The sequence below is a fragment of the Streptomyces sp. TE5632 genome (assembly GCF_054061295.1).
Window position 1 is genome coordinate 395,484 of record NZ_JBSSEA010000001.1, and the last position, 22,638, is coordinate 418,121.

The following is a 22,638-nucleotide window of genomic DNA, read 5'->3' on the forward strand; positions in this document are numbered from 1 at the left end:
CTTCGCCCGGGCGGCCTGATCAACCGTTCGCCGGGGCGGGCCGTTTGAACATCCGGGTGGCCGTGATCTCGCTGTGCACGGCTTCCCCGTCCGTGGCCTCCCGGGGCAGGCCCGGCCGCAAGTGCTCCTCGACGCTGATGTACTTCAGGCCCGCCCTCAGGTCCGCGTCGTTGCGCAGGCGGATGACCAGCGGGAACTCCGCCAGTGCCGTCGTGTCGAACAGGCCGGTGGTGTAGAGGAGCTGCACACCGAGCGCGTCGGCGACGGCCCGCTGGAGCTCCAGCAGGTAGGTGGCGTTGGCGCGGCCGATGGGGTTGTCGAGGAACAGGGTGCCGGCGTGCCGGTGCCGCTCCCGGCCCCGGTCGTTGGAGCGCAGCGCGGCCATCGTGCAGTACAGGGCGATGGCCGCGGTGAGCAGTTGCCCTCCGGAGAACACATCGCCCATCTGTCCGACGGGGACCCGCTCGGCGCGCAGTACGGCGTCCGGCTTGAGGATCTCGACGGCGACGCCCTTGGGCCGGAGGGCGGCCGCGACTCCGCGCAGCAGCAGGGACATGCCGTCGCGCCGCAGATCGGAGTTCTTGCGCACGGCCGCGCGGGTCGCCTCGTCGATGACCTCACCGAGCCGTTCGGTGAGGGTCGCCTGGTCGGGTTCCTCGAAGCGGATGCGCAGGAATTCCTGCCCGGACCACTCGCCGAGCCCTTCGGGCAGCCGGGACAGCCGCTGCGCGGAGCGCAGGGTGGCGAGGGCCGACTCGACCAGTCCTCTGAGCCGGTCCACGATCGATTCGCGGTTGCGTTCAAGTTGTTCGAGCTCGTCGGTGAGGACCCTGAGCCGGGGCGCGAAGGCGTCCGCCCACTTGTGGGCGTGCTCGGGCAGTGCGGAGGCGGGCAGTTCGCGGATCTGCTGCCGTGCGGGGGTGCGGACCTGCTCGTAGCGGGTGGAGTTGGCGTGCCGGACGAGGATGTCGCTCGCCTCGCGCACCGCGGACTCGGTGGCGGACAGATCGGCGGCGCAGCCCCGCAGTGACCGGCGGGCTTCCGCGGCGGAGCTGCGGGCCTCCACCAAGCTGCCCGGGTAGGGCTCGGGCCGCTCCGGTTCCTCCTCGGACGCGTGATCACGCAGCAGGTCGCGGAGCATGGCGGCGATCTCGTCGAACCCCCCGGCGGCGTCCTCCGCGGCGCGGTGCGCGTCGAGGAGTTCTCCGTGCGCCTGCCTGGTCCGGTCCAGCTCCTCCGTCAGGGAGGCCAGTTCGGCCGTGGCGGTCCGCAGCAGCGCCTGTGCGTGTTCGGCGTCGCGGGGCACCAACTCCTCGGGGAGCCCGGTGTGTTCCTCACCCTCCTCGGGCGCGAGACGCTCCGCCTCGCCGCGCAGCCGTCCGAGTTGCTCGCTCGCGCTCGACATGCGGGTCTCCAGGAGCTGCACCAGCTCCTCGGCGCGGGCCGCGGCGGCCTGGCGACTTGGGCCGTCCGAACCGTCGGGCGACTGGAGCAACTGCTCCGCGCGGGTGCGGACCTTGTTGCTCAGCCGGTCCAGCTCCGCGCGTGCCGCGCTCTCGTCGCTCTCGGCACGGGCCTGCTCGGCACGCAGGTCGGCGCCGACGCCGACCTTCTCGTAGACCTGGGACGCGGCCCGGTACGCCTCGCGCAGGGCGGGCAGGGAGATCTGCGGCGCCTCGGTGCCGTCCTCCGGTACGTCGTCGGGGGCGCCGGCGATCTCGGAGCGCTCGGCGCGCAGCGCCCGCGCGGTGCGCCGGGCGTCGTCGGCGGCCCGCTGCGCGCCGCGCCGGTCCTCGTCGGCGGCCCGCGCGCGCTCCAGGCAGGCATGGGCGCCGGCCTCCGCCTCAGCGGCGTCGTCGGCCAACTCCCGCAGCTTGGCCTGCCAGCCACCCCGCTCGCGCAGCCGGAAGGCGAGTCCCGCGAGGGCGTCTGCGGCGCGCCGGGCCTTCTGCGCGGTCTCCTGTCGCTCGTCACGCACCCGGGCGGCCTCGGCGGCGGCCTCCTCGGCCTCCGCCCGTGCGGCGCGTGCCTCGGCGAGTTCCGCCTCGGACTCCGCCGCGAAGGCGCGGGCATCGTGCGCCGCGCGGGCCAGTTCGGCGAGCCGGCCGGGCGGGCAGCCGGTACGCCAGGAGGTGAGCCGCGCGGTCAGCTCTCGGTCCTTGGCGAGCCGCGCCGCCAGCGCACGGATCTCCTCGTCCCGCGCGGCCGCCCGGACGCGCAGCGCCTGCCGCTCCTCGTCGGCGGCGTGTTCGTCGTGCATGGCCGGGTTCGGCGGTACGAGGAAGACGTCCCCGGTGTCCGCGTCCGGCGCCGGGGCCGGCGCGAGCAGGGCGGCGGCCGTGCCGACGGCGACCGTGGACCGGGGCAGCAGGGCGGCGTCGCTCAGGGCCGCGCGGGCGCGGGTGTGGGAGTCCGGGTCGGTGATGATGACACCGTCGACCAGTTCGGGGCGGGCGGCCAGCACGCGTGCGTGGTCGGCGGGGTCGACGGCCTGGGCGAGATAGCGCCAGCCGGGCAGGGCGGGGATGCCGTGCTCACCGAGGTACTCGACCGTGGCCAGCACGTCCGGGCCGGGCGGCAGCAGCCCGCCGTCTCCGAGGGCGCCGAGGATGCGGGCGTCGTCGGCGGCGGCGGTACGCAGTTCGAACAACTGGCGTTCGGCGGAGGAGACCGCGTCGTCGAGCAGTTCGCGCAGGTCGTCGGCGAAGCGGTCCAGTTCCGTGGCGGTGAGGGCGCCTTCGGCGGGGCGGCCGTCCGGTTCGGCATCCGTGTCGGGGCGGGGCCACGGGACCGAGGGGCGTGCGTCGGCGGCGGTCAGGCCCAGCAGCTCGGCCGGCCGTTCCTCGGCGGCCAGGGCCTGCGCGGTGCGCAGTTCGCTCTCGTGGGCGCGGTCGGCCGCCGTGGCCGCGTCCGCCGCGCGGGCGGCGGTGAGTTCCGCTCGCGCCTGGGTGGCGGCGGCCTCGCGCGCGTGCTCGGTCGCCCGGCGGGCCGCCTCGCGGGCCGAGTCCCAGGCGGCGACCGCGGTCTTCTCCGCGTCGCTGGCCGCGAGGGCGGCGCGGGCCGGGTCGGCGTCGGGGGCGCTGTCGTCGAGCCAACCGGCCCGGACGGCCTCGGTGGTCTCCTGCTCGACCTCGGTGAGGCGCTGCCTGAGGTGGCCGATCTCGCTGCGGGCCCGCTGTGCCTCGGTGGCGGCGGCGGTGGCGTCGCGGTGGGCGGCGTCGCTGACCTCCTGGAGGGCGGCGGACCGCTCCTCCTCCTCGTTGGCGAGGTTCTCGGCGTTCTGCGCGGCGGTGTGCAGGGCGCGTACGAGGTCGACGGCGGCCTTCGCGCGGGCGGCCAGCGCGGGTGCCGCGTCCCGCTCGGCCTCCTGGATCGCGGCCGAGACCCTGGCGGCCCGGTCGGCGGCGGCGCGGTGGCGCAGCGCCGCCTCGGCGGCCTGCCATGCCGAGTACAGGGTGCGCGCGTCGGCGAGTTCCCGTTTCTGGGCGGCGGCGGACTTCTCGGCCGCGGTGAGCGCCAGGGAGGCGTGCCGGTAGGCGATCTCCGCCGAGATCAGTGCGCTGTGTTCGCGTGCCGTTCCGGCCTGGGTGACGGCGTGGGCGGCGGCGGTGACGCGCTGCGCGAGGTCGGCGGCGCGGACGCGTTCCTGGTTGCCGCGCGCGGAGAGCCTGCGGGCCAGGGTGCGGGTGCGACGCTCGGCCGCGGTGTGGATCTCCCGCGCCCGGGTACGGGCGCCGGCCGCTTCGACGATCCTGCCGAGCAGTTCGACGGAACCGGCGGTGAAGTCCCGTTCGGCGATCAGCTCGGCGCGCCGGCCCAGCTTGTTGCCGAAGCCGCCGACCAGGTCGGCGAGTCCGTCGGTGTCACGGGTGTCCGTGACGGCCCGCAGCAGCAGATCGGTGAAGTCCGAGTCCTTCTTGACCGCGAAGAGGCCGGCTGCCTCGCCCTCGTCGGCGTTCATTTCCCGCTGGTAGCGGAAGAGTTCGGGGTCGAGCCCCAGGTCGCCGAGGTGCTCGGTCCAGCGCTCGTGGGTCTCCTCCCAGTGCACCTCCAGGTGCGGATACGTCCTGCCTGCCTCCGTGAGTGCGTCCCGGAAGCCCTTCATGGTGCGGCGGCGGCCCCTCGCGCCGGACTGGCCGTCGGCGGGCGGCCGTACGGCGGTGGCCTCGGCGACGGGAAGGTTGTCCAGGCTGAGTCCCGGGCCGGGCCGCAGCGAGTACCAGGCCTCGGCGAACTTCCTCGGGTCGTTGGAGACCTGGCGGCCACGCCACTCACTGGCCTTGCCGACGACGACGCACTCGCCGGTCAGTACGTGCTGCCACTCCAGCGCCACGTGTCCGCAGTCGTCGGCCAGCAGGAACTTGCGCAGCACGCCGGAGCTTGCGCCGCCGAGGGTGTTGCGGTGGCCCGGGAGCATCACGGAGAAGATCAGCTTCAGCAGGACGGACTTGCCGCCGCCGTTCTCCAGGAAGAGCACCCCGGCGGGCGCGGGCCGGCGGGGCGGGCCCACCGGCTCCTCCGCGAAGAACTCCGCCTGCGTCGGCGCGGGTTCGGGCACGGTCTCGCCGACACCGCGCAGGTCAAGCACGGTGTCGGCGTAGCGCGCGCCGGCGGGCCCGATGGAGTAGAGGCGGACCCGGGACAGCTCGTACATGGCGGACTCTCGAAGTCTTCGGCAGATCGGGGTGGTTCGGGGGCAGGAATAGGGATGGGGACGGGGGCGGAGGCGAGGAGGTGCGGCGGCGGGGGACGGCTCAGGCGGAATGGAACGGCAGGCCGGCGCCGGCCACCAGTTCCAGGTCCTCACCACTGTCCGCGGGCAGCAGGGTCGGGGTGCCGTCGGTGACCGGGACGATGCCCAGCTCCAGCAGTTCGGCCATGGCCGCACCGCCCGCCAGGTCCCGCACCTGGAGCTGATAGCGGGCCGTCGTGCGGTAGGTGCCGCCGTGGTCGTCGCCGGTGCGCTGCAGGAATCCGGAGTCGGTGAGGAACGTGACGGCCTTGGCGACGATGCCGGTGGTCGAACCCGCGAGCCGACGTGCGTCCTTGGTCGCGCCGGTCGCGCTGCGTCTCGCCCAGATCCGCCAGGCCGTCTCCAGCCCCGGGGCGTCGCTGGCCGGGTCGGTGTTCTCGCCCTGTTCCGCGGCCCGCTCCTCCAGACGGTGGCAGGCCTGGCGTACGAAGGCGTCGACGCCGTTGACGGTGACCCGCCCGATGTAGGCGTCGTCGGCGAGGTCCTCGGGACGCGGGAACGCCATGACGGCGACGGCGAGGTGTGCGAGCCCGTGCAGGAACCGGTCGCCGCCGTCGGCGGAGGTCCGCCGCGCGTAGTCGCCCATGCGGACGGCGAACACCGAGTCCTCGGCGGCGGTCACGGCCATCCCCGCGCGCGGGGACACCTCGAGCACGATCAGGCCGAGGCCGGTGGCCACGGCGTCGGCGAGGCGCGCGAACGGCGGGTCCTCACGGTAGCGGCGCAGCAGGTCCGCGTACTCCTGGTCGCGGGCCGGCTGCAGCTTGGGCTGGAGGCCGAAGGCGACGAGCCGCGCCGCGTCGGCGGCGTCGGCGGGTGTGACGGCGGCGCCGGCCGGTGCGGTGGAGGGCTCCGCCTCGCTCCACTCGGCATGCTCGCTCACGGACACGGTTCCTCCTCGCGCTGGCGAACGACGGTGACGGCGGCAACGACGGTACTGGCTGCCGGCCCGGAGCCTGCGGCCGCCGCCGGCTCCCCGAGGTCCGGCAAAACGCCCATCAGGCCGCCTCCGTCCGGTCCGCCGCCATCCCCGCCGCGTCCAGCAGGGCCGTACCGACGATGAGGTCGGCCCCGCCGAACTCGGGGTCGTCCAGTTCCACACCGTCGTCCACCGCGAAGAGCAGGTGCCGCTCGCCCTGGCGGTAGGCGGTGCCGACCGGCGGGCTGGCCGCGTGGACGGCCAGCAGGGCCACCAGGTACGGAAGTTCGGGGTCCTGGCCGCGGGCCTCGGCGAGCAGTCCGGACAGCCGTCGGGGCGCGTCGGCCGGCAGTTCCAGCAGGGTGGTCGCGGCCGCCAGCTGCTCCTCGGTGAAGCGGCTGTCGTCGGGGGTGGCGATCAGGTCGGGTTCCGGCATCTCGGCGCCCAGGTGCTCCCGCTCCACCGCCGGGGTCAGCAGGATGTCGACGAGGTCGGCGACCCGGACGGACACCGGTGTACGCAGCCCGGTGCCGCGGGCGAAGAAGGCGTCGGTGACCCGGACCGCCTGCTCCAGGGGCAGTGGGAGCAGGGGGGAGAGGAGGTGTCCGTAGAGGTCCGTGCCCGAGGTCGAAGCCGGCGTGGCGAAGGCCTGCCGGTCCTGTTCGGCCCGGAACAGCGGGCCGGCCTCCAGCAACCGGGACTGCAACTGAGTGTGCCGACGGATGCAGTCCTTGACGATGTCCACCAGTTCGGCGGCCCTGCGCTTGTGCTCGGGGTCCTCCGATTCGTCACGGGCCTTGCGGATGTTGGTGAGGATCGCGTTCTCGTGGCGGTACCGGTCCGCGACGTGGTCCAGGGCCTCGGCGATCATGTCGGGAACGGCGCTCAGCCAGTCCACCGCGCGCACGTTGCGCCGGGTGGCGTCCAGGGCGCGGCGCAGCGATTCGGAGTACTGCACGGTCCGGTAGCGGGCCTGCTCGGCGGCGAGCTGGGCGTCGGCGAGCCTGCCCCGGCTGATCAGCACCTCGAGTTTGACCTCGGCGGCGATCTGGGCACTGGTGACATCGGTGTCCAGGGCGCCGACCAGGACGTTGACCGCCTCGTCCGTGGTCCGCAGGTAGACGGTGCCGCCGGGGCCGGGGACCTCCTCGATCAGCTTGAAGTCGTAGTCGCGGCGGACATAGCTGCCGTCCGCGCCGAACACTCCGTACACCGCGCGGAAGCCGCGGTCGACACTGCCGACGTTGATCAGGTTCTCCAGGACCCAGCGGGCCACCCGCTCGTGCTCGGCGGCCGGTCGGCGGGGAGCCTGGGCGGCGATGCGCGGGACGAGCCGGGCGACTATCTGGTCGTGGTCGGCACCGGTGTCGAAGTCCATGTTCAGCGTGACCAGGTCGATGGCCGCCAGGGCGACCTCCGCCATGCCGTACACCGAGTACTCGCCGGCCAGATTGACCTTGCGGGCGTCCAGGTCGTGCAGCGGCGCGGTACAGGCGAGTGCGCGCAGCCGCCGGGCCAGCCCCTCGTCGGCCGCCGGACCCGGCGCGGGCCGCGGGCCCGCGCTGAGCTGGGGCGGAGCACTGTCCGTCGATGCAGGTGAAGTCACGGTGCACAGACTAGGTCCTCGGTCTGACAACAGCCCAAACGACGCAGATGCGCCCCGGTGTCACGGTTGTCACACCGCTCCGAACCCACGGGGAGCGCCGGGGCCCGCTGACGACTGCTTCGCTCCGGACGCGGTACGCGTCGGGCCGTGCGCGGCCGGACCCGCACCGGAAGGACCCGGCCCACCTCATCGCCGCACGGCGGCCCCTCACTGCCGTGCGGCGCCCCTGAACCCCGGGGGTTCCCCCGCCGTCAGCGCGGCCAGTGCCGCCGACACCGCAGCGGAGGTCCGCAGGTCGAGCCGGACGCTCGTCCCGCGTGCGCGGTGCCGCAGGTCGTCGGCGGCGAGTGCGAGGAGCTGGGGCAGCAGGTCGGTGCACCGACGGGCCACCCATCCGGTGCCGGCGGTGGCCAGCCACCACAGGCTCGCCGTCAGGGTGGGTGCCGCGGACTCCGGCTCGGGCGAGGGCGCGGGCCCGGGGGCGAGACCGCGTTCCGCCAGCAGCGCGTGGAACCTCACGGCCAGTTGGCGGTGTCCCCGCTCGCCCGGGTGCATCCGGTCCGCGCTCCACATCGTACGGTCGGTGACCCAGTCGCCGTCGCTCGCGTGCAGGTGCACCGCGTCGTACCGGTCGGACAGCGCGTGGACGACGGTGTTGACCGCGTGCTGTCGGCGGGCGAGCGGCCTGGCCGGCGCTCCGGGCAGCCCCATGGTGCCGCCGGGGTCGGGCAGGCACGCGGTGAGCAGCACGGCGCCCTGGGCCGCGCAGGCCGCGTACACCTGGTCCAGCCGCCTGGCCACGGCGTGGATGTCGAAGCCCTGGCGCAGGGTGTCGTTGACCCCGACGACGACCGACACGAGGTCGGGCCGCAGGACCAGTGCCCCGGGGAGTTGGCCTTCGAGCACGTCGTGCGTCTGCGCCCCGCTCCTCGCCAGGTTGGTGAACCGTACGGGCTGCTCGCCCAGCGACTCGGCGAGCAGCGCGGCCCAGCCCCGCCATCCGTCACCGGCGCGGTCCCCGACGCCCTCGGTCAGCGAGTCGCCGAGAGCCACGAACCGCACGGGTCTCATCTCGGGCCCCCCGGTACCGCGGACGCGGGCCGGACCGGCGCCGTGTCCTCCCGCTCGCCGTCCGGCACACCCTCCCGCGCGGCCGTCCGCGGGGCCTCGTGGGCATCGAGGAACGCCGTCACGGCCGCTCCCCACCCGAAGCACTCCGCACGCGCGCGTGCCGCCGCGCGCCGCTCCGTCTCCGGCCGTCCCAGCAGGAGTTCGACGGCGTCCGCGAACGACTCCCCCCGGTCCCCCGCGACCGCCCCGGCGGAGCCGATCACCTCCGGCAGCGCGGACGAGGTGCTCGCCACCACGGGGGTGCCGCACGCCATCGCCTCCAGCGCGGCGAGCCCGAAGGTCTCCGCGGGCCCCGGCGCCAGGCACACGTCCGCGGAGGCCTGGAGTGCGCCGAGGAGCGTCCGGTCGAGGACGTGGCCCAGGAAGACGACCGGCAGTCCGCGTTCCCGGGCGCGCTGTTCGAGCCGCGGCCGCAGCGGTCCGTCCCCCGCCACCACCAGCACCGCCCGCCGCCCGCGCCGCAGCAGTGCCTCCAACGCGTCCAGCGCCGTCCCGGGCCGCTTCTCCACGGACAACCGGGTACACGTCACCAGCAGTGTTTCCGCCACGCGCGCGTGGCGGGCCCGCAGCCCGGGGTCGTGCAGCGAGGGATGCCGCTCCGTCAGGTCGACGCCGAGCGGTGCCCGTACGACGTTGCGGGCACCGATCCTGGCGAACTCCCGCTCGGCGAACTCGGTGGTGCACACCACACGCGCGTAGGTGTGGGCGGTACGGACGTTGAGGGCGTCGGCGGTGCGCCGCGCGACCCCCTCCGGCAGCCCCCAGGTGCGCAGCACGCCGTCGGCGGTCTCGTGGGAGACCATGACCGCGGGTACCCGGGCCCGCCGCGCCCATCTGCCGGTCCAGCGCAGGGTCGTACGGTCGGACACCTCGAGCCGGTCGGGAGCGAGTTCCTCCAGCAGGGCGGCGATCCGCCGCTTGTCGGTGAGGACGCGGTAGCCGCCGGTGCCGGGCAGGAGCGGGCCCGGCAGGGTGATCACCCGCCCCTGCTCGGTCTCCCGGTCGCTCTCCCGCTCCCCGGGAACGATGAGCACGGACTCGTGCCCCGCCGCCCGGTAGCCCCTGCCGAGCTCCCGCAACGCGGTGCGCAGCCCGCCGGAGGCCGGCGCGACGAAGTTCGCGAGCCGTACGATCCGCAGCGAACCGTCGGCGCCCTGCGGACACCCGACGCCCTGCGGGCCGCCGGTACCCGGCACACCGGCCGGCGGGGCCCCCGTTCCCACCGGCCCGTTCACGCCGCCACCGCCGTCCTGCGCCCGGCGAGCACATCCGTGTAGTGGCCGATCAGCCGGTCCCCGACGGCCGCCCAGGTACGGCCCTCGACCGTCGCGCGCCCCGCTGCCCCGTAGGCGGCCCGCAGCCGGGGGTCGGCGGCCAGGGACCACACCGCGTCCCGTACCGCGGCTGCGTCGCGCGGCGGCACCAGAAACCCGGTGCGCCCGTGCGCGACCAGGTCCAGCGGGCCGCCCACGGCGGGCGCGACCACGGGCACGCCGCTCGCCATGGCCTCCTGCACGGTCTGGCAGAAGGTCTCGAACGGTCCCGTGTGGGCGAAGACGTCCAGCGAGGCGAAGATCCTCGCGAGTTCGTCACCGGTGCGGCGTCCCAGGAAGACCGCGCCGGGCATGGCCTGCTCCAGACCCGGCCGGCTGGGGCCGTCGCCCACGACGACGACCCGCACTCCCGGCAGGGCGCTCGTTTCGGCCAGCAGCTCGACCTGCTTCTCGGGGGCGAGCCGGCCGACGTAGCCGACGATCAACTCGCCGTTCGGGGCGAGTTCCCGGCGCAGTGCCTCGTCCCGCAGTTCGGGCCGGAAACGGACGGTGTCCACGCCGCGCGGCCACAGTTCGACCCTGGGGACGCCGTGCTTCTGAAGGTCGCTCCGCGCGGCGCCGGACGGGGCGAGGGTGAGGTCGGCGGCCGAGTGCACGGACCGGATCCGACGCCAGGCCGCGGCCTCGCCCGCACCCATGTACGTGCGGGCGTACCCGGCGAGGTCGGTCTGGTAGACGGCCACGGCCGGCAGGCCGAGACGCGAGGCCGCCGCCATGCCGCGCACACCGAGCACGAAGGGGCTGGCCAGATGGACGAGGTCGGCCCGGTGCTCGGTGATCGCCGCGGTGACACGCCGGCTGGGGAGAGCGACGCGGACCTGGGGGTAGCCCGGGAGCGGGAGGGAGGGGATCCGGACGACGGGGCACGGGGCCCGGTCGTCGGGTTCGTCGCCCGCGGCGGCGGGGGCGACGACAACAGGACTGTGACCGCGGTCCACGAGGTGCCGTGCGGTCTGGAGCGCGCAGTGAGCCACGCCGTTCACGTCAGGGGGAAAGGATTCGGTCACGATGACGACTCGCATACGGGTGTTCTCGCCGCGCCGGACGTGGCCACGTCAACGTGGATCTTTCCGGCCGGGGAACGTCCCATGAGCGTTGCGTCGCACACCCGCAGGGGTCGAACGCCGGCCATGTGCTCCTGTCCCGCGGGTCGTCCGGCGTTCACACCGCGCGCGCCGGGCGGGTCACACGACGGACTCCCCGGGACCGATCCGGCTGCGTACGGCGGTCTGCACCTCGGCCTCCTCGGCCGGGTCGACGGCGAGCCGGCGCAGGCGCTCGAAGACTCGGGCGTCGCCGGTCTCGGCGTGCCGCGCGGCGATCTCGCGAGTGGACTCCTCGCAGTCCCAGAGGCACTCGACGGCGAAGCCGCTGCCGAAGGAGGGATCGGTGGCCGCGAGAGCGCGGGCGGCCCGGCCTCTCAGGTGGGAGGAGGCGGTCTCCCGGTAGATGTGGCGGAGCACGGGAGCCGCACAGGCGATGCCCAGGCGTCCGGCGCCGTCGACGAGGGTCCACAGGGCCGGCGCGTCGGGGCCCTCGCCCCGTACCGCCTCGCGCAGCGCGGCGAGGACCAGGTCTCGGTCCTGTGTGCCGCCCCGGAGGGCGAGGACACGGCCGGCGGCGGCGCCCAGGGCGTCGGGCCGGTAGGCCCAGCGGCGCGCACGGTCGACGGCGGCGAGACTGCGCATGCGTTCGAACGCGTCGACGGCGGTCTCCACGACGGGCGCCGACCCGGTGGCCACGGCGCCCTCGATCAGGGTGAGGGCGTCCGGATCATTGCCGTCGGCGAGATAGCGCAGGGCGGTGCAGCGGGCCCCCTCGGTGCCGTCCTCGGCGGCCCGGACGATCTCGGGCCGGTCCTCCGGGCCCGCCACGGCGCTCAGGCAGCGGGCGGCCGGGACGTGCAGGGCGGCGCCGCGTTCGATTCCCTGCTGGGCCCATTCGAAGACGGCCCGCACGCTCCACCCGGGGCGGGGACCGGTGGGACGCATCTGCCGCTGCCAGCGGTCGAAGCAGCCGGCTTCCTGGGCGCCGCGCACGCGCGTGGCGACGGATTCGCGTGGATCGTCGGCCCACAGGCGCCAGGGCCGCGGCTCGAAGGCGTCGCGGACGGTGGCGGCCAGTTCGGCCTCGCCCTCGGCGTCGGTGGGGAACCGCGCGAGCACCGGGACGGCGAGGGCGCGCAGACCCGCGTCGTCGTCCCGGAGGGCGAGTTCGTCCAGGGCCCAGGCCCAGTTGGAGCCCTGGGCGGCGTACCTGCGCAGCAGGACGAGCGCGTCCCGCCTGCCGTAGGAGGCGAGGTGCCCGAGGACCGCGAGGGCGAGCCCGGTGCGTGACTCCTCGGTGTCGAGGATGTCCTCGGCCTCGAAGAGATGCGCCTCGATCGCGTCCAGTTCGCCGTGCAGATCGAGATAGAGGCGGGCGTAGTAGAGGGAGCGGTTCTCCACCTGCCAGTCGTGGCGCGGATCGTGCAGCACGCAGTGGTTCAGCGCCGCGAGCGTTTCGGAGCGCGGGGCGGTGAGCGCGTGCAGCGTGCCGTCGCCGCGGCCCCGCTGAAGCAGGCCGAGCAGCGTACCGCTGGGCGCTATGACCGGATCGAACATGGGAAACAGCCTCACATCAAGCGTCGACGCAACCGGGGACGTGCATTACCTGGCCGCGTGCCAACACGTCGGGGCGCCCGCCGTTTCCTGCTTGCTGTAGACCATCTTCCTCTGCCTCTCGTCGGTGGCCCGTGCGGACCGCGTCACGGCCCGCGCGGTGCGGCAACACCTGCCCAGCCATCGCGTCCGTGAATCACGTCGTCATGATGACCCGGCGGTCACATCTGCCGCGACCGAATTCCGGCGGCCTCGTACCGCCTACTCCGTTTCCCGCGCTTTCCCGCGCTTTCCCGCGCTTTCCCGTGTCCTCGCCGGTCGGAGCGCTCAGCGCAACGTTCGGTTCAGCGCTGGGTCCGGCTTCGGCCCCCTGCGCGGTTCAGTGTGCGCCGAACAGTTCGAGCAGTTCCGCGCGGCCGAACATCCGGGCCGTGTCGACGGCCGAGGGAGTGCCTGCGGCAGGGTCGGCACCACCGTGCAGCAGAGCCTTGACCACCTCGCTCTCGCCCTTGAAGGCGGCCCCGGCGAGCGGGGTCTGTCCCCGGTCGTTGATCCGGTCGGCGTCGGCACCGCGCTCCAGCAGCGCGCGGACCGCCTCGGCATGACCGTGGTAGGCGGCGAGCATCACGAGCGAGTCGCCCCGGTCATTGGTGAGGTCGGCGGGCACACCCGCGTCGACGTAGGCCACGAGTTCCTCGGTCCGGCCGCGCCGGGCCAGATCGAAGATCTTGGTCGCCAGCTCCACGACCTCGGGGTCAGGGGCTTCAGTCATATCGGCCGGACCGCCTCTCACCACGGATCACTCCGCACATCGGGGACAGGGTGTACGTCTGCGAGCGGTGCAGAGCCGTACGGGTGAATCGCCAGGGTACTGGCTCGCACGGCACATGAGCCGACGTGTCCGAGGTAAAGATCACGGGGCACCCAGCCGGATGCGACAACCCACGTCCGCCGGGTCGGGGACGGTCCGCAACGGTCCGCCGACCGGGCGAAACACGCACCGATTAACCCAGTTGCACCTTTTGTCGTATAGATACATTCTGTGAGCCTGGAAGTACTCATGGTGACTGTCCCCGCGAACCAGGAGAACTCACATGATCCTCTCGATCTCAGGCGTGGTCCTGCTCGGCATCGTCCTCTTCATCTTCTGCCGCAAGGACGGCCTGAAGCCGTTGCACGCCGTGGTGGCCATGCTGTTCGGCTTCTATCTGGCGAGTACGGCCATCGCGCCGAGCATCAAGGCGGGCGGCGAAAGCCTGGCCGGCCTCCTCGGCGGAATCAGGTTCTGACCCACCGCACCCCATCTCCCCGACGTACCCGCCCACCCGTACACACACTGGAGGCAGCAGTGGCCCGGCGCCCCCTCCCCCGCATCCTGAGGAACGGCGGCACGCAGCTCGCCCGGAGCCGGGAGCTGGCCCGGACGGCGGCCGACAGCGCCACGGACGTCCTGCATCCGCTCATCACGATCACGCGCGGACTGCGCCGGCTCGCCTCGGCCGGACGGCGCAGGTGGCTCGACACCCCCAAGGACCGGCGCGGAGCGCTGCTCTTCCTGGTGGCGTCGGTGGTCCTGGTCGTGGCGCTCCTCCCGTACGGTCCGCTGCTCGCCGTCATCACCCTGATGGCGGCGGCGGCCTGGCGGGGCCGGGACCGCGCCCCGGCCACGTCCGACGGACCCGACGAGTCGCAGATCAAACGCCTGAGGTCGCTGTACCACGCCCTGGTGCCGTACTTCTCGTCCGCCGAGGACCCGGATCCCCTCTACACCCACGGCGGCGCGTGGGAGAACGCCTTCCCCGCGTACGAGTTCGACGGCACCGGCCGCATCACCCACCTGCTGATCAGCTATCCCGCGTACTACACCGACGGCGAACCGGAGTCCCGCGCCCGGATCGAGCACCTGCTCGCCGCCAAGTCGGGGCGCGGCCGCGAATACCACTTCGCCTGGGACGAGGAGGGCAACCAGCTCACGGTCCGCGTCCTCTCCCCGCTGCCCGCCGACATCGCCGCCCAGCGCTTCGTCACGTCCCCCGGCGAGACGGTCCTCGGTTTCACCGATCCCACCCGGGTGCGACGGACCCTGCCGCTCACCCACGGTGAGGAGCAGCGCGACGTTCCCCCCGTCGTCTGGCGCACCGGCATCCGCTCCACCGAGCCCCATCTGCTGGCGGCCGGGCACCCCGGAAGCGGTACCTCCACGCTGCTGCGCTCCGTCGCCCTGCAGGCGCTGGTCCACGGCGATGTGATGATCATCGACGGCGGCGGCACCGGTGAGTACGCGTGCCTCACCGGCCGGGAGGGTGTGCTCTCCGTCGAGTGCGGCCTGGCGGGGGCTCTGGCGAGTCTTCAGTGGGCCGCGCACGAGACGGAGCGCCGCCTGATCGCCACCAACCGGGCCCACCAGGCGGGCGATCCGCCGCCCGCGGACACCAGGCGGCCGCTCTGGATTCTGCTGGACCGCCCGAGCGCGTTCACGCACCTCGCCGCCGCGGACGGCCGCGAGGACCCCCAGTCGCTGCTCCAGGTCCCGCTGCGGCACGGCCGCCCGGTGAACGTCACGGTGGTCGTCGCCGATCAGCTCGACAGCATGGAGACCCTCACCGACGCGGTACGGCAGCACACCCGCGCGCGTGTCGTCCTCGGACCCGCGACACCGGAGCAGGTGGCGGCCGTCCTGGGTGCTCCCCCGCACACCACGCCCGTCGAACACGTCCCCCCGGGTCGCGGCTACGCCCGTCTGGGCACGGGCCCGGTCCACCGGCTCCAGGTGCCGGCCACGCCGAACCCGTACGACGACGCGACCAGCGGTGCCCACCGGCAGGCGGTACTGGACCTGCTCCCGGCCCGGACGACTCCGGCGGACGCGGAAACGGAGGCGCGGGCGCCCGAGCGCACACGGCCGGTGCCCGGCCTCCTGTCCAAGGCCCCTGCCGACGAGACCTCCGTGGACACGGCCCCGGCAACGGCCGACCAGCACACCGAGGACAACGTGCCCGCGGAGGCGGCCGTCGCCGAGTCCTCCTGACCGCACACCGCACGCCGCCTGCCGCCGGCCCCTCTCAGACACCGCGCGCAGACGCCGCCCGTCCGCCGTGGCTACGCCACGAAGGAGCGCGGCACCTCCGCCCCCGACGTCCCGCCGGTCTCGACGATCCGTGCCGCCGCGGCCAGCCGTACCGCCGCTTCCTCGGCCACCGCGCCGCCCACGGTGAACGGCAGCCGCACATATCCCTCGAACGCCCCGTCGACCCCGAAGCGCGGCCCCGACGGCGCCCGTACCCCGACCCGCTCCCCCGCCTCGGCGATCCGCGACCCCGAGAGCCCACCGGTACGCACCCACAGGGTGAGCCCGCCGCGCGGGACCTCGAACTCCCAGTCGGGCAGCTCCCGGCGCACCGCGCCGACCAGCGCGTCCCGGTTCTCCCGGGCCTGCGCGCGCCGGATCTCCACGGCCCGCTCCCAACCGTCCGTGCCGAACAGCCAGTTCACCGCGAGCTGTTCCAGTACGGGCGTGCCCAGATCGGCGTACGCGCGCGCGGCGACGAGACCGCGGATCACGTCGGGGGCCGCGCGCACCCAGCCGATACGCAGACCGGCCCAGAACGCCTTGCTCGCCGAGCCGACCGTGATCACCGTGGATCCGGCCGGGTCGAAGGCGCAGACGGGGCGCGGCATCTCCACATCCGGATCGAGCCAGAGTTCGCTCATGGTCTCGTCGGCGACCAGCACCGTCCCCGCCGAGCGCGCCGCGTCCACCAGCCGGCGGCGCTGGTCCTCGTCGGCGAGCGCACCGGTCGGGTTGTGGAAGTCCGCGACGACGTACGCGATGCGCGGCGCCGCCTCCCGCAGCACCTGCCGCCAGTGGTCCAGGTCCCAGCCGGCCAGCCCCTCCGCCATGGCGACGGGGACCAGCCGGGCCCCGGCCTCCCGCATCAGCTGGAGGATGTTGGCGTAGGACGGCGACTCCACGGCGATGCGCTCGCCACGGCCTCCGAAGCGGTGGCAGATGGCGTCGATGGCGCCCATCGCCCCGGTCGTCACCATGATCTGCTCGGGCATGGTCGGGATGCCCCGCGCGGTGTACCGGTCGGCGATCGTCGAGCGCAGCGCCGGCAGTCCGGCCGGGTAGTCGCCGTGGGTGTGCGCGTAGGGCGGCAGTTCCTCGAGGGCGCCCTGGACTGCGCGGGTGAGCCAGGGTTCGGGTGCGGGCAGGGCGGCGCAGCCGAGGTCGATCATCGAGCCGAGGGCCTCGGGCGGCAGCGGTTCCAGTCCCCGCGCGGGCACCGGGTTTCCGGCCGGCACGGCGGTCCAGCTGCCGGCGCCGCGTCGCGACTCCAGGAAGCCCTCGCCGCGCAGCGCCTCGTAGGCGGCGGCGACGGTGGTGCGGCTGACGGACAGGGCCAGGGCCAGTTCCCGCTCGGCGGGCAGCCGGGCGGCCACCGGGACGCGCCCCTCGAGCACCAGCAGCCGGATCCCGTCGGCCAGGGCCCGGTAGGCGGGCGGGCGGCGGGTGCCGGAGCCGGCCGGCCGGGCCTGCTGGGAGTGGAGCAGCCGGGCGAGCTGCGCCGCGCCCACTGCCGAGGTCCACTGCGCCATCTGAATCAGTCCACCTTCCTCGAATTGGCCATGGATGGCATTCCCCTTCCCACCACAGGGTGTCACGGACCAGTCCACTTCGACCATGGGGGGCATACCTTGTCCAGCCAATCGCCCCGGCACGGGCATCTCACACGGCGACTGTTCCAGCTCTACACCGGACTGGCGTTGTACGGCGCGAGTTCGGCCCTGCTGGTCAGGTCCGGGCTCGGCCTGGAGCCGTGGAACGTGCTGCACCAGGGCCTGTCCGAGCGGACGGGCCTGTCGATGGGCCTGGTGGTGACCCTCCTGGGCGCGGCGGTGCTGCTGCTGTGGATCCCACTGCGCCAGCGCCCGGGGCTCGGCACGGTCTCCAACGTCCTGGTGATCGGCGCGGCCATGGACGCGACCCTGGCCGTGGTACCCGAGGCGCACGGTATGGCCCTCCGCGCGCTGATGACGGTGGCCGGCATCGTGCTGAACGGCGCGGCGACCGGGCTGTACATCGCGGCGCGCTTCGGACCGGGCCCGCGCGACGGGCTGATGACGGGGCTGAACCAGCGCACGGGAGTATCGATCCGGCTGGCGCGCACGGCCATCGAGGTCACGGTGGTCGCCACGGGCTTCGTCCTCGGCGGCACCGTGGGCGTGGCGACCCTCCTGTACGCGGTGACGATCGGCCCGCTCTCCCAGCTCTTCCTGCGGGTGTTCGCCGTCCCCTCGGCATCCGCCGGCCCCGCGGTCGTTGCCACCGGTCAACCGCACGGGGTGATACTGCGTCCGTGACCTCACGGATACGCCACCCCTACCTCGACCATCCCGGCCCGATCGCGTTCGCCCACCGCGGCGGGGCGGCGAACGGCCTGGAGAACACCGTGCGCCAGTTCCGGTGCGCCGTCGAGGCGGGTTACCGCTACATCGAGACGGACGTCCATGTCACGCGGGACGGCCGGCTCGTCGCGTTCCACGACGCGACCCTGGACCGGGTGACGGACGGGGCGGGCCGGATCGCCGACCTGCCGTGGCGGGACGTGCAGCACGCGCGCGTGGCGGGCCAGGAGCCGGTGCCTCTCTTCGAGGAGCTGCTGGCCGCCTTCCCCGAGGTGCGGTGGAACGTCGACGTCAAGGCCGAGCCGGCTCTCCTGCCCTTCCTGGACCTGATCGAGCGGACGGACGCCTGGGACCGGGTCTGTCTCGGCTCCTTCTCCGAGGCCCGTGTGGTACGCGCCCAGCGGCTGGCCGGGCCCCGCCTCGCGACGTCGTACGGCACGCGGGGGGTGCTGAATCTGCGGCTGCGCTCGTGGGGGATGCCGGCCCCGGTGCGCGGGTCGGCGGTCGCCGCCCAGGTTCCGGAGGCCCAGTCCGGCGTCCCGGTGGTGGACCACCGCTTCGTGCGCACCGCCCATGCGCACGGGCTCCAGGTGCACGTGTGGACGGTCAACGAACCCGAGCGGATGCACCGGCTCCTGGACCTGGGGGTGGATGGCATCATGACCGATCACATCGACACACTGCGCACGGTCATGGAGAACCGCGGCCTGTGGGTCTGAGACCCTGCCCGGCCACTGAGCGCGTTCACGGGGAAGCGAGGGCACGGGTGGGCAACGACGCCGTGCGATCACCGGCAGCGGACGAGGCGGCCGGCCGACGGTACGAGCAGCGCGGCTGGTACTTCTACGACTGGGCGTGCTCCGTGTACTCCACGAGCGTTCTCACGGTGTTCCTCGGTCCCTATCTGACGTCGGTCGCCGAGGCCGCGGCGGACGCGGACGGGTTCGTGCATCCGTTCGGCGTTCCGGTGCGCGCCGGGTCGTTCTTCGCGTACTCGGTGTCCCTGTCGGTGATCCTGGCGGTGCTCGTGATGCCGCTGGTGGGCGCCGCCGCCGACCGCACCGGCCGCAAGAAACCGCTCCTCGCGGCCGCCGCCTACACGGGCGCCGCCGCCACGGCGTGCATGTTCCTCCTCGACGGCGAGCGCTATCTGCTGGGCGGCGCCCTGCTGGTCGTGGCGAACGCGGCGCAGTCCGTGGCGATGATGCTCTACAACTCCTACCTGCCGCAGATCGCCACTCCCCAGGAACGCGACGCGGTCTCCTCGCGGGGCTGGGCCTTCGGCTACGCGGCGGGAGCCCTGGTCCTCGTCGCCAACCTGGTCCTCTACTCCGCCCATGACGGTTTCGGACTCTCCGAGGGCATGGCGGTCCGTATCTGCCTGGCGTCGGCGGGTCTGTGGTGGGGCGCCTTCACCCTGGTGCCGCTGCGGCGGCTGCGCGACCGCCGTGCCCCCGCGCGGGAGGCGTCGTCCGCCCTGTCCGGTTTCCGGCAGCTCGCGGCGACCGTCCGCGACATGCGGCGCCACCCGCTCACGCTCGCCTTCCTGCTGGCGTACCTGGTCTACAACGACGGCATCCAGACGGTGATCTCACAGGCCTCGGTCTACGGCTCGAAGGAGCTGGGGCTCGGGCAGTCCACGCTCATCGTCGCCGTGCTGCTGGTCCAGGTGCTGGCGGTGGTCGGCGCGCTGGCGCTGGGCCGGCTAGCCCGGATCCACGGGGCCAAGCGCACGATCCTCGGCTCGCTGGTCGCCTGGACGCTGACGCTGGCCGCCGGGTACTTCCTGCCCGCCGGGGAGCCGGTGTGGTTCTTCGTTCTGGCCGCCGGGATCGGCCTGGTCCTCGGCGGCAGCCAGGCCCTGTCCCGGTCGCTGTTCTCCCACCTCGTGCCGCCCGGCAAGGAGGCCGAGTACTTCTCGGCGTACGAGCTGAGTGATCGCGGGATGAGCTGGCTCGGTCCGCTGCTGTTCGGGCTCACCTACCAGCTGACGGGCAGCTACCGGGACGCGATCATCTCGCTGGTGGCCTTCTTCGTCCTCGGTTTCGCGCTGCTCGCGCGGGTTCCGGTGCGCCGGGCGGTCACCGCCGCGGGGAATCCCGTTCCGGAGAAGATTTAGCACTCGGCGCGAAAGGGCTGTAGTGTACGCGTTTGGCCTGCCAGGTGTACCGTTACTGCGCGTCAAAGATGCCGAAACGCCGTGTTGCATCTGTCATTAGATGTGACAAACCGGGCGCCGGTGGGTACTGCACTGGTTGACAAGGCTGCGGCTACGACGGCGACACATGGCCCGGAACGGGAATCTTTACCGCCGACCGGACGTTGACCGGATGACGACGACAGCGACACCTGTCCTGTGGGCGACAAGCCCGGGAGGCACGATTCATGAGTGAGCGAGCTCTTCGCGGCACGCGCCTCGTGGTGACCAGCTACGAGACGGACCGCGGCATCGACCTGGCACCACGCCAGGCCGTGGAGTACGCATGCGAGAAGGGGCACCGCTTCGAGATGCCCTTCTCGGTCGAGGCGGAGATCCCGCCGGAGTGGGAGTGCAAGGTCTGCGGTGCCCAGGCACTCCTGGTTGACGGCGACGGCCCCGAGGAGAAGAAGGCCAAGCCCGCGCGTACGCATTGGGACATGCTGATGGAACGACGTACCCGTGAGGAACTCGAAGAGGTCCTCGAGGAGCGTCTCGCCGTTCTGCGCTCCGGTGCGATGAACATCGCGATTCACCCCCGGGACAGCCGAAAGTCGGCTTGATCCCGACGGAGGATCGGACGGGAGCACAGCGCACAGCAGCACACAGGACCGCGGGCGCCGTACCAGCTGGTACGGCGCCCGCGGTCCTGTGTGCGTTCGGCTCGGCCCTCAGCGCGGGAGCGGCGGCCGGGGCTCCTGCGGGAAGTCGCCCGGCGGGGTACCGCGCTCGTCCCTGATCACCTCGCCCTGGACCACCCTGCCGTCGGGCCGGTGGATACGCGCCTGCTGGAAGGCACCGCCCAGGGAGCCCTGGGCGGCCTCGCGCAGCTTGCGCTCGAAGGTGCGCTCGGCACAGCGGCTCACGGCCTTCTGGACCGGGGGCACCAACAGGAGCAGACCGACCGCGTCGGAGACCAGACCCGGGATGATCAGCAACAGCCCGCCCAGCATCATCAGGCCGTTGCCCTCGCTGTTCGGCCGGGGCTCGGGCAGCACGCCGCTCTGTTGCTGCTGCAGCGTCTCGGTGAGGTTCTTGAAGGCGCGTCGGCCGGCTCGCTTGATCACCACCGAGCCGAGGACCAGGCCGACCAGCAGCACCAGGAAGACCACCAGCCCGTTCGCCGCCCCGGCGAGGACCGTGAGCAGCCAGATCTCCAGCACCAGCCACGCGGCGACGCCGAGCGGCAGGACGGTGCGCAGCCGGGAGCGCCGGGGCCGGGCGGGGTTCGGGATCTGAGCGCCAGTCGTCATGCTCCCAGTGTGCCTGGCCCCTGCTCAGCACGGGATAAGCGGGACCGGCGGGACCCTCGGGGCGGTGCACGCACGCGCGGCCCGCTCCGTCCGCCCAGCCGGCCCCTTCCGCCTACCCGCCCTGCTTCGTCCGCTCGACCCGCTGCGACTGCCCGGTCCGTTTGGCGTCCTCACGTCCCAGGACCTTGCCGACCCTGTCCCCCACGCCCCACGCGGTGACCCGCCACAACGCCTCGACGACGATGTCGCGGCTCATCTTCGAGTCGCCGAGTTCCCGCTCGACGAAGGTGATGGGCACCTCGACGACGTGATAGCCGGCCTTGACCGCGCGACGGGCGAGGTCGACCTGGAAGCAGTAGCCCTGGGAGGCGACGTCGTCCAGACCGAGGCCTTCCAGGGTCTCGCGGCGGAACGCGCGGAAGCCGCCCGTGATGTCGCGCAGCGGCAGATCGAGCGCCACCCGCGAGTAGAGGCTGCCCCCGCGCGAGATGTACTCACGGGACTTGGGCCAGTTGACCACCCGGCCGCCGGGCACCCAGCGCGAACCGAGCACCAGGTCGGCGCCCTTGAGGGCGGTCAGCAGACGGGGCAGTTCCTCGGGCTGGTGAGAACCGTCGGCGTCCATCTCGACGAGTACGCCGTAGTCGTGCTCCGCGCCCCAGCGGAAGCCCGCGAGGTATGCGGCGCCCAGGCCTTCCTTGCCCTTGCGGTGCAGGACCTGGACGTGGTCGTCCGTGGCGGCCAGTTCGTCGGCGAGCCTGCCGGTGCCGTCGGGGCTGTTGTCGTCGGCCACGAGGACGTGAGCCTCGGGAACGGCCTTGCGCACCCGGCCGACGATCGCCTTGATGTTCTCCGCCTCGTTGTAGGTCGGGATGATCACCAAGGCCTTGCCGAGCGGGCCGAAAGTCCTACCCTGGGCTTCCGCCGCGCGGGTCCCGTCGCCGTCGTTCACAACTGCCCCTTCATGTCATGTTCGGGGTCCCACCATAGTGGTCACAGCCTGCACCGACATGGCATGACGTTCACATGATGGTGTTAATTTCCGAAGATCGGATAGAAGTGGGCCTTCCCCCCTACAGGGAAGGCCCCGGGCTCGGTGTACGGCGGATGGGGGCCCGGCGCCCTTCGGTCCGACCTGGGACCCGCCGGCTGCGAGTCGACCTGAAGCCGTTGTCTACTGAGCGCCCGGCCCCACCCGGGGCCACACCTTCCCGACCCACCGGAACGTTCCCTCGCGCCGCGCCGACGCTGAGCCTGGCTCCCGGTGACGGTGCCCGGTGCGGCACACCGTCCCTGACCCAGCGGCGCTGCCTCGAGTGGGCGGAACTTCCCCGGCCGGGCGTCCGATGGTGGACCCCGCCGAACCTAGCTTTCCCCCCGTTGCTTCCTGCCAACAGACGTTTGACCTGCGCAATGCGGTTCAGGTGTCTGCTCGG

Annotated in this window: 17 protein-coding genes; 6 read left to right on the top strand and 11 right to left on the bottom strand. The window is 73.3% G+C overall.

Features of this window, described 5'->3' with window-relative positions:
* Window positions 1–19: 19 nt before the first annotated feature.
* The 8 genes from ACVW19_RS01990 to ACVW19_RS02025 form a co-directional block, all read right to left on the bottom strand.
* Entirely contained in the window at window positions 20–4,654 is a 4,635-nt protein-coding gene (locus tag ACVW19_RS01990) for a hypothetical protein (protein ID WP_457455968.1), read from the bottom strand.
* 100 nt (window positions 4,655–4,754) lie between these two features.
* Window positions 4,755–5,636, bottom strand: coding sequence for a hypothetical protein (locus ACVW19_RS01995; protein WP_202276836.1), 882 nt, complete (start codon window positions 5,634–5,636; stop codon window positions 4,755–4,757).
* A 115-nt stretch (window positions 5,637–5,751) separates the two neighbouring features.
* A complete protein-coding gene (locus tag ACVW19_RS02000) occupies window positions 5,752–7,278 on the bottom strand; it encodes a hypothetical protein (RefSeq protein WP_457455970.1) in 1,527 nt (508 codons plus the stop codon).
* Between the two features lie 207 nt (window positions 7,279–7,485).
* On the bottom strand, window positions 7,486–8,349 hold the full coding sequence (locus tag ACVW19_RS02005) for an SGNH/GDSL hydrolase family protein (RefSeq protein ID WP_457455972.1): 864 nt from the start codon (window positions 8,347–8,349) through the stop codon (window positions 7,486–7,488).
* Entirely contained in the window at window positions 8,346–9,605 is a 1,260-nt protein-coding gene (locus ACVW19_RS02010; RefSeq protein ID WP_457456055.1) for a glycosyltransferase, read from the bottom strand. The genes ACVW19_RS02005 and ACVW19_RS02010 overlap by 4 nt, the downstream gene beginning before the upstream one ends.
* 35 nt (window positions 9,606–9,640) lie before the next feature.
* On the bottom strand, window positions 9,641–10,765 hold the full coding sequence (locus ACVW19_RS02015) for a glycosyltransferase family 4 protein (protein WP_457455974.1): 1,125 nt from the start codon (window positions 10,763–10,765) through the stop codon (window positions 9,641–9,643).
* 162 nt (window positions 10,766–10,927) lie between these two features.
* The gene (locus ACVW19_RS02020) at window positions 10,928–12,346 is read right to left on the bottom strand and encodes a HEAT repeat domain-containing protein (RefSeq protein ID WP_457455976.1); all 1,419 of its coding nucleotides are present in this window, start codon (window positions 12,344–12,346) and stop codon (window positions 10,928–10,930) included.
* Window positions 12,347–12,722: 376 nt separating this feature from the next.
* Complete coding sequence (locus ACVW19_RS02025) at window positions 12,723–13,115, bottom strand: ankyrin repeat domain-containing protein (RefSeq protein WP_457455978.1); 393 nt, start codon at window positions 13,113–13,115, stop codon at window positions 12,723–12,725.
* Window positions 13,116–13,437: 322 nt separating this feature from the next.
* Between ACVW19_RS02025 and ACVW19_RS02030 the strand changes: the two genes are divergently transcribed.
* Both ACVW19_RS02030 and ACVW19_RS02035 read left to right on the top strand, forming a co-directional pair.
* The gene (locus ACVW19_RS02030) at window positions 13,438–13,632 is read left to right on the top strand and encodes a hypothetical protein (protein WP_457455980.1); all 195 of its coding nucleotides are present in this window, start codon (window positions 13,438–13,440) and stop codon (window positions 13,630–13,632) included.
* Window positions 13,633–13,691: 59 nt separating this feature from the next.
* Complete coding sequence (locus ACVW19_RS02035; RefSeq protein ID WP_457455982.1) at window positions 13,692–15,371, top strand: hypothetical protein; 1,680 nt, start codon at window positions 13,692–13,694, stop codon at window positions 15,369–15,371.
* A 71-nt stretch (window positions 15,372–15,442) separates the two neighbouring features.
* Here the strand turns inward: ACVW19_RS02035 and ACVW19_RS02040 are convergent, their stop codons facing one another.
* Window positions 15,443–16,942: an SCO1417 family PLP biosynthesis transcription factor gene (locus tag ACVW19_RS02040; protein ID WP_457455984.1), complete on the bottom strand. Its 1,500-nt coding sequence runs from the start codon at window positions 16,940–16,942 to the stop codon at window positions 15,443–15,445.
* Between the two features lie 99 nt (window positions 16,943–17,041).
* Between ACVW19_RS02040 and yczE the strand changes: the two genes are divergently transcribed.
* The 4 genes from yczE to ACVW19_RS02060 all read left to right on the top strand — a co-directional run bounded on the left by yczE (window position 17,042) and on the right by ACVW19_RS02060 (window position 20,512).
* A complete protein-coding gene (yczE, locus tag ACVW19_RS02045; protein ID WP_457455986.1) occupies window positions 17,042–17,707 on the top strand; it encodes a membrane protein YczE in 666 nt (221 codons plus the stop codon).
* On the top strand, window positions 17,704–18,471 hold the full coding sequence (locus ACVW19_RS02050; protein ID WP_457455988.1) for a glycerophosphodiester phosphodiesterase: 768 nt from the start codon (window positions 17,704–17,706) through the stop codon (window positions 18,469–18,471). Before yczE ends, ACVW19_RS02050 begins: the two co-directional genes overlap by 4 nt.
* Before the next feature lie 47 nt (window positions 18,472–18,518).
* Entirely contained in the window at window positions 18,519–19,871 is a 1,353-nt protein-coding gene (locus ACVW19_RS02055; RefSeq protein ID WP_457455990.1) for an MFS transporter, read from the top strand.
* 266 nt (window positions 19,872–20,137) lie between these two features.
* A complete protein-coding gene (locus ACVW19_RS02060) occupies window positions 20,138–20,512 on the top strand; it encodes an RNA polymerase-binding protein RbpA (RefSeq protein WP_010046329.1) in 375 nt (124 codons plus the stop codon).
* A gap of 108 nt (window positions 20,513–20,620) precedes the next feature.
* Here ACVW19_RS02060 and fxsA read toward each other — a convergent pair whose 3' ends face one another.
* Both fxsA and ACVW19_RS02070 read right to left on the bottom strand, forming a co-directional pair.
* A complete protein-coding gene (gene fxsA, locus ACVW19_RS02065) occupies window positions 20,621–21,202 on the bottom strand; it encodes an FxsA family membrane protein (protein WP_457455993.1) in 582 nt (193 codons plus the stop codon).
* Window positions 21,203–21,314: 112 nt separating this feature from the next.
* Window positions 21,315–22,154 carry a polyprenol monophosphomannose synthase gene (locus ACVW19_RS02070; protein WP_457455995.1) on the bottom strand — a complete coding sequence of 280 codons (840 nt, stop codon included), beginning with the start codon at window positions 22,152–22,154 and terminating at the stop codon, window positions 21,315–21,317.
* Between the last annotated feature and the right edge of the window lie 484 nt (window positions 22,155–22,638).

Bases quoted from the DNA above. Each gene is read 5' to 3' on its own strand.
- ACVW19_RS01990 (WP_457455968.1), bottom strand. From the start codon at position 4,654: ATGTACGAGCTGTCCCGGGTCCGCCTCTACTCCATCGGGCCCGCCGGC.
- ACVW19_RS02005 (WP_457455972.1), bottom strand. From the start codon at position 8,349: ATGAGACCCGTGCGGTTCGTGGCTCTCGGCGACTCGCTGACCGAGGGC.
- ACVW19_RS02015 (WP_457455974.1), bottom strand. From the start codon at position 10,765: ATGCGAGTCGTCATCGTGACCGAATCCTTTCCCCCTGACGTGAACGGC.
- ACVW19_RS02020 (WP_457455976.1), bottom strand. From the start codon at position 12,346: ATGTTCGATCCGGTCATAGCGCCCAGCGGTACGCTGCTCGGCCTGCTT.
- ACVW19_RS02025 (WP_457455978.1), bottom strand. From the start codon at position 13,115: ATGACTGAAGCCCCTGACCCCGAGGTCGTGGAGCTGGCGACCAAGATC.
- ACVW19_RS02030 (WP_457455980.1), top strand. From the start codon at position 13,438: ATGATCCTCTCGATCTCAGGCGTGGTCCTGCTCGGCATCGTCCTCTTC.
- ACVW19_RS02040 (WP_457455984.1), bottom strand. From the start codon at position 16,942: ATGGCGCAGTGGACCTCGGCAGTGGGCGCGGCGCAGCTCGCCCGGCTG.
- ACVW19_RS02060 (WP_010046329.1), top strand. From the start codon at position 20,138: ATGAGTGAGCGAGCTCTTCGCGGCACGCGCCTCGTGGTGACCAGCTAC.
- fxsA (WP_457455993.1), bottom strand. From the start codon at position 21,202: ATGACGACTGGCGCTCAGATCCCGAACCCCGCCCGGCCCCGGCGCTCC.